Origin of the sequence: Kitasatospora sp. NPDC001527 (genome assembly GCF_040298605.1) — a bacterium.
Taxonomy (GTDB): Bacteria; Actinomycetota; Actinomycetes; order Streptomycetales; family Streptomycetaceae; genus Kitasatospora.
Genome location: NZ_JBEPAM010000032.1, coordinates 84,733 through 95,461 on the forward strand (window position 1 = coordinate 84,733; position 10,729 = coordinate 95,461).

The following is a 10,729-nucleotide window of genomic DNA, read 5'->3' on the forward strand; positions in this document are numbered from 1 at the left end:
CGCGCGGAGCCCCGGGACGTGTCGCCGACACACCGTCACCCTCTCGGTTTCACCCGGACGGGTGAAACCGGAGCCGCTCAGTCCGCGCCGGGTCGCAGCGCGTCCAGCGCGCGCCGCAGGCCGGCCAGCTTGCGCTCCAGGTGCGCGGCGGTGGCCGCCACGCCGCCGTCCTCGGTGCCGTCGAGCTGCTTGGTCAGCGACTCGGCCTGCTCCTCGACCGCCGCCAGCCGGGCCGACAGCTCACCGAGCAGCGCGCCGCCGATGGCCGGCTCGGCGCCGCTCGCCTCCAACTGCAGCCGCAGCAGCGCGGCCTGCTCCTTCAGCTGGCAGTTCTTCATGTAGAGGTCGACGAAGACCGAGACCTTGGCGCGCAGCACCCAGGGGTCGAACGGCTTGGAGATGTAGTCCACCGCGCCGGCCGCGTAGCCGCGGAAGGTGTGGTGCGGGCCGTGGTTGATCGCGGTGAGGAAGATGATCGGGATGTCCCGGGTGCGCTCGCGGCGCTTGATGTGGGCGGCGGTCTCGAAGCCGTCCATCCCGGGCATCTGGACGTCCAGCAGGATCACCGCGAAGTCATCCGTGAGCAGCGCCTTGAGCGCCTCCTCGCCGGACGCCGCCCGGACCAGGGTCTGGTCCAGCGCCGAGAGGATCGCCTCCAGCGCCAGCAGGTTCTCCGGCCGGTCGTCGACCAGGAGGATCTTCGCCTTCTGCATCACGACGCGCCCTCCTGTCGCCTGCCTACCTGGGGAAGGCACCCGCGTACTGCCCACCACTACCCCGGTCATGCTAGCCGCACCCCCTCGCCCGGCACATCGCTCCGTCGCGTCCGGATCCGGAGCGGCGCGCAGTCAGTGCACCGGCGTACGCTCACCAGCGAGTCGCCATCCGGTCACTGTTCGCAACGATCGGTGACCCTACCGGGTTCCCGGCCCTCCCCGCCAGCAAACCGCCCACCCCACCGGCGTGAATCCCGGAGCGTACTCCGGGATTCACGCCCCCGTCATCCGATCGGTCCCGACTCGGCCGTTTCCGGGACACGCTGGGCACGTTCCGAGCCCTTCAGGACTTCCGGACGGTGAGCCACTCGTGCATCACCGACAGCAGGTGGTCGGTCTCGACCGGCTTGGTGATGTGGTCGGTGGCCCCGGCCTCCAGCGACTTCTCCTTGTCGCCCTTCATCGCCTTGGCGGTCAGCGCGATGATCGGCAGCCCGGCGAACTGGGGCATCCGGCGGATCGCCTCGGTGGTCGCGTAGCCGTCCATCTCCGGCATCATGATGTCCATCAGGACCAGCGCGACGTTCTCGTGCTGCTCCAGCATCTCGATGCCCTCCCGGCCGTTCTCCGCGTACAGCACGGTCAGGCCGTGCTGCTCCAGCACGCTGGTGAGGGCGAACACGTTGCGGACGTCGTCGTCGACGATCAGCACCTGCTGGCCGTCGAAGCGGGTGTCCGTGCGCGCGGACGGGCGGGCCGCCGGGGCGAGCTCGGGCGCCCGGCCCTCGGCCGTCCGCCCGCCGCTCCCGCGCCCCTCGGCGGGCCCGGCCGCGGCCCCCCGGCCGTCGGCGGGCCCGCGCTCCGGCCGCGGCGCCTCCAGGGCCTCCGCGCGGCGGCGCTCGACGGCACCCCGGCGGCGGACCTCGACCAGCTCGCGGACCTCCTGGGCCCAGTGGTCGGCCGGGCTCTCGCCCACCGGCACCGGCGTGCCGGCCGGGGTGACGCCCACCGCGGCCCGCAGTCCGGCCGCGCCCTGCCCGGCGGCGTCCGGCGCCTCGGTGCGCAGCGGCAGGTACAGGGTGAACGTCGACCCCTTGCCCAGCTCGCTCTCGGCGTGGATCTCGCCGCCGAGCAGCCGGGCGATCTCCCGGCTGATCGACAGCCCGAGGCCGGTGCCGCCGTACTTGCGGCTGGTGGTGCCGTCGGCCTGCCGGAACGGCTCGAAGATCTCCCTCAGCTTGTTGCCGGGGATGCCGATTCCGGTGTCGGAGACCGCGAAGGAGATCAGCGGGTCGTCCGGGCCCTTGATGGCGCCCGCCTCCAGCAGCTGCTCGCGCACGTGCTGCGGCACGCTCTGGCCGGCCGGGCTGATCGAGAAGTCGACGGCGCCGGTGTCGGTGAACTTCACCGCGTTGGAGATGAGGTTGCGCAGCACCTGCTGGAGCCGCTGCTCGTCGGTGTGCAGGGTGACCGGCAGGGCCGGCGAGACCCGCACCCCGAACTCCAGGTTCTTGTCCAGCGCGACCGGCTGGAAGGTCGCCTCGACGTAGTCGACCAGCTGCACCAGGGCGATCCTGGCCGGGCGGACGTCCATCTTGCCCGCCTCGACCTTGGACAGGTCCAGGATGTCGTTGATCAGCTGGAGCAGGTCGGACCCGGCGCCGTGGATGGTGTCGGCGAACTCGACCTGCTTGGGCGACAGGTTGCCCTCGTTGTTGTCGGACAGCAGCTTGGCCAGGATCAGCAGCGAGTTCAGCGGGGTGCGCAGCTCGTGCGACATGTTGGCGAGGAACTCGCTCTTGTACCGGGACGCCAGCGCGAGCTGCTCGGCGCGCTCCTCCAGGACCTGCCGGGCCTCCTCGATCTCGCTGTTCTTGATCTCGATGTCCCGGTTCTGCTGGGCGAGTTGCTCGGCCTTCTCCTGCAACTCCTCGTTGGTGCGCTCCAGCTCCTCCTGGCGCGCCTCCAACTCGGCCGACCGCATCGACAGTTCGGCGGTCAGCCGCTGGGACTCCAGCAGCAGGCCCTCGGTCTTGGTGTTGACGCTGATGGTGTTGACGGTGACGCCGATCAGGTCGGCGATCTGGTTGAGGAAGTCCAGCGCGACGGTGGTGAAGGAGCTGAAGGTGGCCAGCTCGATCACGCCCAGCAGCCGGCCCTCGAACAGCACCGGCAGCACCACGATGTGGGCCGGCGAGGCCTCGCCCAGGCCGGAGGCGATCTTCAGGTAGCCGGGCGGCGCCTCCTTGAGGATGATCGCCCGCTTCTCCACCGCCGCCTGGCCGATCAGCGACTCGCCGGGGCGGAAGGTGGTCGGCATCGAGCGCCGCTGGTAGCCGTAGCTGCCGATCAGCCGCAGCACGGTGTCGTTCTCGTCGTCGTCCTCGGTGATCAGCTCGGCGGTGCGGCCGGCCGGCTGGGCGAGGAAGAACGCGCCGTGCTGCGCCGAGACCACCGGGGTGAGCTCGGTCATGATCAGCGAGGCCACCGCCTCCAGATCGCGCCGGCCCTGCAGCAGGCCGGAGATCCGGGCCAGATTGGTCTTCAGCCAGTCCTGCTCCTGGTTGGTGCGAGTGGTCTCGCGCAGGTTGGCGATCATCTGGTTGATGTTGTCCTTGAGCTCGTCGAGCTCGCCGGCGGCGTCCACGTCGATCCGCAGCGACAGGTCGCCCCTGGTGACGGCGGTGGCGACCTGCGCGATCGCGCGCACCTGCCGGGTGAGGTTGTTCGCCAGCTCGTTGACGGACTCGGTGAGGTCCTGCCAGGTGCCGTCCACGCCCGGCACCCGCGCCTGGCCGCCGAGCCGTCCGTCGGTGCCCACCTCGCGGGCCACCCGGGTCACCTCGTCGGCGAACGCCGACAGCTGGTCGACCATGGTGTTGATGCTGGTCTTGAGCTCCAGGAACTCGCCGCGCGCGTCGACGTCGATCTTCTGCGAGAGGTCGCCCCGGGCCACCGCCGTGATCACCAGCGCGATGTTGCGCACCTGACCGGTGAGGTTGTTGGCCATCAGGTTGACGTTGTCGGTCAGGTCCTTCCAGATCCCGGCCACGCCCGGCACGCTCGCCTGGCCGCCCAGGGTGCCGTCGGTGCCCACCTCGCGCGCCACCCGGGTCACCTCGACCGCGAAGGCCGACAGCTGGTCGACCATGGTGTTGAGCGTCCCGGCCAGCCCGGCGACCTCGCCCCGCGCCTCGATGGTGATCTTCTTGGAGAGGTCGCCCGAGGCCACCGCGGCCGCCACCTCGGCGATGTTCCGGACCTGACTGGTCAGGTTGGACGCCATGAAGTTGACGTTGTCGGTCAGGTCCTTCCAGATGCCCGACACCCCGCGCACCCGGGCCTGGCCGCCCAGGTTCCCCTCGGTACCCACCTCGCGCGCCACCCGGGTCACCTCGTCGGCGAACGCCGACAACTGGTCGACCATGGTGTTCACGGTGGTGACCAGTTCGAGGATCTCGCCCCGGGCGTCGACGGTGATCTTCTTCGAGACGTCGCCCCGGGCCACCGCGGTGGTCACCTCGGCGATGTTGCGCACCTGGCTGGTCAGGTTGTTGGCCATCAGGTTGACGCTGTTGGTCAGGTCCTTCCAGGTGCCGGACACCCCCGGCACGCTCGCCTGGCCGCCGAGGATGCCCTCGGTGCCGACGTCCCTGGCCACCCTGGTCACCTCGTCCGCGAAGGCGCCCAGCTGGTCGACCATCGTGTTGATGGTGTTCTTCAGCTCCAGGATCTCCCCGCGGGCGTCCACCTGGATCTTCTGCGAGAGGTCGCCGCGCGCGACGGCGGTGGTCACCTGGGCGATCCCGCGCACCTGGTCGGTGAGGTTGTTCGCCATGAAGTTGACGTTGTCGGTGAGGTCCCGCCAGACGCCGGCCGCCCACGGCACCTGGGCCTGCCCGCCGAGCCGTCCCTCGGTACCCACCTGACGGGCCACCCGGGTCACCTGCTCGGCGAAGCCGGAGAGCTGGTCGACCATCGTGTTGATGGTGTTCTTCAGCTCCAGGATCTCGCCGCGGGCGTCGACCTCGATCTTCTGCGAGAGGTCGCCGCGCGCGACGGCGGTGGTCACCTGGGCGATCCCGCGCACCTGGCCCGTCAGGTTGTCCGCCATGAAGTTCACCGAGTCGGTGAGGTCCCGCCAGACGCCGGCGACACCGGGCACCTGCGCCTGGCCGCCCAGCCGGCCCTCCGTGCCCACGTCCCGGGCCACCCGGGTCACCTGCGCCGCGAAGCCGTTCAGCTGGTCCACCATCGTGTTGACGGTGTTCTTCAGCTCCAGCATCTCGCCGGCCACCTCGACCGTCACCTTGCGGGACAGGTCGCCCTTGGCCACCGCGGTGGTCACCTGCGCGATGTTGCGCACCTGAGCGGTCAGCCGCCCGGCCATGGTGTTGACCGAGTCCGCGAGGTCCTTCCAGCTGCCGGAGACGCTGCGGACCTTCGCCTGGCCGCCCAGCTTGCCCTCGGTGCCGACCTCACGGGCCACCCGGGTCACCTCGTCGGTGAACTCCGACAGCTGGTCCACCAGCCCGTTGACGGTCCGGCCGATCTTCAGGTACTCGCCGCGCAGCGGGTGGCTCACCCCGTTGCTGTGCAGCGAGCGCAGCTCCATCTTCTGGTCGAGGTCGCCCTCGGCGATCGACGTGAGCACCCGGCCCACCTCGGCCATCGGCCGCGCCAGGTCGTCGATCAGCGCGTTGCAGTTGTCGACCGCCGCCATCCAGGCGCCCTCGCCGGCGCCCGTCTCCAGCCGCTCGTTCAGCCGGCCCTCACGGCCCACCGCCCGCCGCACCCGGGCCAGCTCGCCCGTCAAGTGCTGGTTGCGCTCCGCCACCTCGTTGAACACCGCGGCGATCTCCGCCAGCGGACCGTCCCCGGGCACCGTCAGCCGGCGCCGGAAGTTTCCGTCCCGCATCGCCGTCAACGCGGCCAGCAGCTTGCGCAGCTCGGCCGGCTCGGCGCCGCGGCTGTGGTTGACACGCCGGCCGGCCGCGCTCCGCGGCGCGGCCCCGGGGCGGCCGCCGCGCGGAGCGGGCGGCGTCGTACCGGTTGCGTCCTTGGTGGCCGAACTCAACGGGCCCCTCCCAGATCGTGAACTGCTACCGTCCCGGCGGCCGGTCAGGCCCACCGGGACCCTCGACGACCGTACTGCTCGGACCGGACATCGCGGACCCCCCAGTCTGGCAGCACTCGCGCCCGGTACAAGCGCGGTTGCGCTCGGTTGGCACCGGCCCGTCCGAAACGGGTGGGCAGAATCACCCTCCGGTGCCTGTTTCGACTCCCCGCCCCCACGGGGAACCAACCGGAAAGTAGGGTGGAGCGCTGCACCGGGCCGCAACCGCCCCCGGCGGCGCCGCCCACCCCGCCGGCGCGCACCGGGATGCGGCGCCGTACCCCGGACAGCCAGGGCCAGAGCAGAGGAGACGTGGCAACGTGGTCACCGCGCGCGCAGCCGCCACCTTCGAACCCGTGGGCCGGTCGGCCGGCGCCGCCCGCTCCTTCGTCCGGGACGCGCTGCTGGGCTGGGGCCTGCCGGAGGTCGTCGACGACGCCGTGGTCCTGGTCAGCGAACTCGTCACCAACGCGGTCGTGCACGCCGGCACCGCCGCCGAGGTCTGCTGCCTGCGCGAGGACGGCACCGTCCGGATCGAGGTCACCGACCACCACCCCGAACGCGGCCTGCCCAGCTTCGCCGACGTCCCCGCCACCGCGTCCGACCACTACGCCGACGCCGACGGCGAGGGCGGCCGCGGCCTGCTGATGTGCGCCGCGCTCGCCGAACGCTGGGGCGTCGAGTACGGCTCCGGCCGCAAGACCGTCTGGTTCCGGCTCGCGCTGCCCGCGCACACCGCCGGCACCCGCTACGCCCTGCCCGCCGCGCCCGGCGGCGAACTGCCCGCCAGCCACGGCCCGGTGCACGTCGCCGTCGTCCAACTCGACGACGACGGCCGCGTGCTCGCCTGGAACCCCGACGCCGAAGCCCTCTTCCAGCACCCCGCCGACACCGTGCTCGGCCGCCCCTGGGCCGACCTCGCCGTCTGGCCCCAGCCCGCCGACAGCGGCCTCGGCCTCGCCGCCGTCCTGCGGCTCGCCCGCTGGGAGGGCGGCTACGCGCTGCGCCGCGCCGACGGCACCGCCGTCGACGTCTACGGCGTCCAGGTCCGCCTGCGCGACACCGACGGCACCCCGACCACCCTCTGCCTGCTCGTCCTCGACGACGACCGCGCCGTACTGCGCTCCCCCGCCCGCGCCCTGCCCGGCGACCGCGGCGAGCCCGCCACCCGGCTCGACCTGCTGGCCGGCCTCGGCACCGGCGAGGACCTCGACACCCTGCTCCAGCACACCGTCGAACGCGCCCGCGACCTGCTCGACGCCGACGCCGCCTACCTGCTGCTCACCACCGAAGACGAGGCCGAGTTCGAGCTGCGCGCCAGCACCGGCCTGCCCCGCGCGCCGCGCCCGCACAGCCGCTTCCCGGTCGACACCGGCAACCGCTACGACTCGCCGCGCCTGCCCTCCGTGCACGAGGACCTCGCCACCCGGCCCACCGGCCTGCCCGTCCTCGACGACAGCGGGCTGCGCTCCCTGCTCACCGTCCCGCTCAAGGTCGAGGGCCGGCTGATCGGCTCGCTCGGCATCGCCAACGGCGCCGCCGGCCGCTACGACAACGAGGACGCGCTGCGCCTGCAGTTCGCCGCCGACCGGCTCGCGCTGGCCGTCGAATCCACCCGGCTCTCCGAACTCGAACGGCTGCGCCGCGGCTCGCTCTCCTTCCTCGTCGAGGCCTCCGACCTGCTCGCCGGCACCCTGGAGCACGAGCAGACGCTCGCCCTGATGGCCCAGATGGCCGTGCCCACCCTCGCCTCCTGGTGCGCTGTCTACACCAACGGCGACCACGGCGCCCCGGCCTCGCTCGCCTTCGTCCTGCACGAGGACGAGGACCGCATCGACCCGCTGCGCGCCCTGCTCGACAAGACGCCCGCCCCGGACTCCGGCCCCACCCACGGCACCCGCTTCTGGACCGCGCCCGCCGAAACCGCCGACGGCGACGGCTTCGCGGACGAACCCGGGCTCGCCGGCCTGCTCGGCGAGACCGTCGTCCTGCCGCTGACCGCCCGCAACCGGGTGATCGGCCTGCTCGCCCTCGGCACCTCGGCCGGCGTGCGGTTCCGCCAGGAGATCCTGGAACTCGCCGAGGACCTCTCCCGCCGGGCCGCCCTCGCCCTCGACAACTCGCGCCTCTACTCCGAGCGCACCGCCACCAGCCAGGCCCTGCAGCGCAGTCTGCTGCCGCCGGAGCTGCCCGACATCCCGGGCGTCGAGGTGGACGTCTACTACCAGGCCGCCGGCGAGGGCAACGAGGTCGGCGGCGACTTCTACGACCTCTTCCCGATCCGCGAGGGCACCTACGGCTTCGCCATCGGCGACGTCTGCGGCACCGGCCCGGAGGCCGCCTCGGTCACCGGACTGGCCCGGCACTCGCTGCGGCTGCTCGCCCGCGAGGGCCTGGACGCCCCGCAGGTCCTCAGCCGGCTCAACACCGCCATCCTGGACGAGGGCGCGCGCAGCCGCTTCCTCACCCTCCTGTACGGCGAACTGACCCCCCGTCCGGACGGCAGCACCGAGCTCTCCCTGGTCTGCGCCGGCCACCCGCTGCCGCTGCGGCTGCGCACCGACGGCCGGGTCGACCGGGCCGCCACCCCGCAGCCGCTGCTCGGCGTCATGGACGACCTCGACCTCACCGCCGAGCACCTGGTGCTCAGCCCCGGCGAGGTCCTGCTCTGCGTCACCGACGGCGTCACCGAACGCCGCGAGGGCCGGCGGATGCTGGGCGACGACGGCCTCGCCGAGGTGCTCACCGGCTGCACCGGGCTCACCGCCGGAGCGGTCGCGCTGCGCGTCCAGCGGGCGGTCGAGCGGTTCGCCCCGGAGCCGCCGTCCGACGACATGGCGATCCTGACCCTGCGGGTGCCCGTCCAGCGCACCGCCTGAGCGCAGCGGCCTGAACGACAACTGAACGACAACGGCCTGACCACACCGGGGCGATGCCTGTCGCACCCCGTGTCGGAGCCTGAACGAACCGTGCCGGGCACCGACACAAAATGTGCGATTCACAAGGGTACAAGCCCGCTCACCCTGGGTACACCGATCTCACCGGGGAATCCCCCGGCGGGGACGTGACCAGCGGCTCTCCCGCTGGCCCAGCATTCCGACCGCAGCCGTCGCACGCTCCAGCCGTGCGCGCCCGGAGCGGTCACGCGCCTTCACCTCATCGACACTCACCCGCGTTCACTGCGCCCTGCGCGCGCCCATGAGTGAAAGGAGCCTCCGGTGAGCAACGAAGCTACCGGGGCACTGAACGCCCGCTCCACCGGCGCCGACGCGGGTAACCTCGGTTACCTCGCCCTCGGCCTGACCCTCCTCGCCTACGGTCTGCTCTCGACCGGCCTCCTCAGCGGCACCGCCGTCGGGAACTCGGCCCACCTCGCCCACATCCTCGGCGGCCTGACCCTGTTCATCGCGGGGCTCTGGCAGTTCCGCGGCGGCGAGGGCTTCACCGGCACCGCCTTCACCAGCCTCGGTGCCTTCTGGGTCACCTGGTCCACGGCCTCCGGCGCCGGCAAGAACGCGGCCGGCCTGTTCCTGCTGCTGTGGGCCCTGCTCGCCCTCACCCTGACCGCCGCCGGCTGGAACGCGGGCCTGTTCAGCCGCGCCGTCTACGGCCTGCTGACGGTCTCCCTGGTCCTGTCCGCGCTCGCCACGTTCAACACCTCCGGCGGCCTCGCCAAGGCGGCCGGCTGGGTCGCCGCCGCCTCCGGCCTGGCGGCCTGGTACTGGGCCACCGCGTCGCTGACCAACAGCGCGTGGGGCCGTGACGCCCTGCCGGTCAAGTAACGGCGGGTGAACCGGTGGGCCGGACCCTCCCCCCACGGGGCCCGGCCCACCGGCATGCCGTGCCCCTGCCCGTCGCCGTCAGCGGCCCCGTCAGCCGCCGACCGCCTGCCACTCCCGCTCCTGCGCCGGGCGGCCCTCCCCGGACCGCCCGGCCCGCCACCGGGCGACAGCGTGCTGCGCGGCGTACGCCAGCAGCAGGATCACCACCGCGACCAGACCGTCCGCCCAGAAGTGGTTGGCCGTCACCACCACGACCGTGATGGTCAGCACCGGGTGCAGCACCATCAGCCAGCGCAGCGGGCTCCTCGACACCCGCACCACCGCGACGGCCGTCAGCACGCACCACGCCACGTGCACCGAGGGCATGGCCGACAGCTGCGCCGCCTTGACCACCCCGCCGACGGCGCCGCCGTACACCGACTGCCCGTATTCGGCGGCGACGTCGACGAAGCCGTTCTCCGGCAGCATCCGGGGCGGCGCCACCGGGAGGAACTGGACGACCAGGCAGACCGCGGTGGTGACCACCACCGTGGTCCGCACCCACGCGTACCGCTCGCGGTGTCTGAGGAAGACCCAGAGCAGCACCCCGATCATCACCGTGAAGTGCATCGACGCGTAGTAGTAGTTCGCCAGCTTCACCAGCGCCGGGTACGGCGTCACCGCGGCCTGCCAGGAGGCCTCGTCGGGCAGGCCGAAGGCCAACTCCGTCCGGTGGATCCAGCGCGCCCTGTCCAGCGCGTGCTCGGTGCTCATCAGGGAGAGGCGTCCGACCAGCTGCCAGAGCGCGAACAGCGCCAGCAGGGTGCCGGCCTCCCGCAGGATCGCCGAAAGGCCGGCCCGCCGCACCCGGGCGGCCGCGTACGCGCCGCCGTAGAGAGCGACCGCGGTGCCCCCGGCGGACTGCCAGGTCAGGGTCATGTTCTGCAACGGTCCGCGCCTCTCCACCAAGCTCCGATGTGGTGGGGAGACGTTAACGCAAAAAGACCCCCTCCTGAACCGGAGGGGGTCTTTTTGGAATGATTGTTCGGCGGCGTCCTACTCTCCCACAGGGTCCCCCCTGCAGTACCATCGGCGCTATGAGGCTTAGCTTCCGGGTTCGGAATGTAACCGGGCGT

General features: G+C 72.3%; 5 protein-coding genes and 1 rRNA gene. 2 read left to right on the plus strand and 4 right to left on the minus strand.

Translation table 11 applies throughout. The annotated features are described in order from the left end of the window. Positions 1-77: 77 nt before the first annotated feature. Both ABT238_RS25630 and ABT238_RS25635 read right to left on the minus strand, forming a co-directional pair. Complete coding sequence (locus ABT238_RS25630; protein WP_350569124.1) at positions 78-716, minus strand: response regulator; 639 nt, start codon at positions 714-716, stop codon at positions 78-80. A 343-nt stretch (positions 717-1,059) separates the two neighbouring features. After that, positions 1,060-5,634: a HAMP domain-containing protein gene (locus tag ABT238_RS25635; protein WP_502891462.1), complete on the minus strand. Its 4,575-nt coding sequence runs from the start codon at positions 5,632-5,634 to the stop codon at positions 1,060-1,062. Between the two features lie 518 nt (positions 5,635-6,152). On the opposite strand from ABT238_RS25635, the gene ABT238_RS25640 reads away from it, so the two are divergent. Together ABT238_RS25640 and ABT238_RS25645 are read left to right on the plus strand one after the other, a co-directional pair. Then, positions 6,153-8,711, plus strand: coding sequence for a SpoIIE family protein phosphatase (locus tag ABT238_RS25640; RefSeq protein WP_350569126.1), 2,559 nt, complete (start codon positions 6,153-6,155; stop codon positions 8,709-8,711). Positions 8,712-9,050: 339 nt separating this feature from the next. After that, a complete protein-coding gene (locus tag ABT238_RS25645; RefSeq protein WP_350569127.1) occupies positions 9,051-9,614 on the plus strand; it encodes an acetate uptake transporter in 564 nt (187 codons plus the stop codon). 90 nt (positions 9,615-9,704) lie between these two features. Here the strand turns inward: ABT238_RS25645 and ABT238_RS25650 are convergent, their stop codons facing one another. After that, entirely contained in the window at positions 9,705-10,532 is an 828-nt protein-coding gene (locus tag ABT238_RS25650; protein WP_350569128.1) for a phosphatase PAP2 family protein, read from the minus strand. Positions 10,533-10,636: 104 nt separating this feature from the next. Continuing rightward, positions 10,637-10,729, minus strand: a 5S ribosomal RNA gene (rrf, locus tag ABT238_RS25655); the annotation flags it as partial.

What these genes read in the sequence shown, in the direction of transcription:
- ABT238_RS25650 (WP_350569128.1), bottom strand. Translation starts at nt 10,532, where the DNA reads ATGACCCTGACCTGGCAGTCCGCCGGGGGCACCGCGGTCGCTCTCTAC.
- ABT238_RS25635 (WP_502891462.1), bottom strand. Translation starts at nt 5,634, where the DNA reads ATGCGGGACGGAAACTTCCGGCGCCGGCTGACGGTGCCCGGGGACGGT.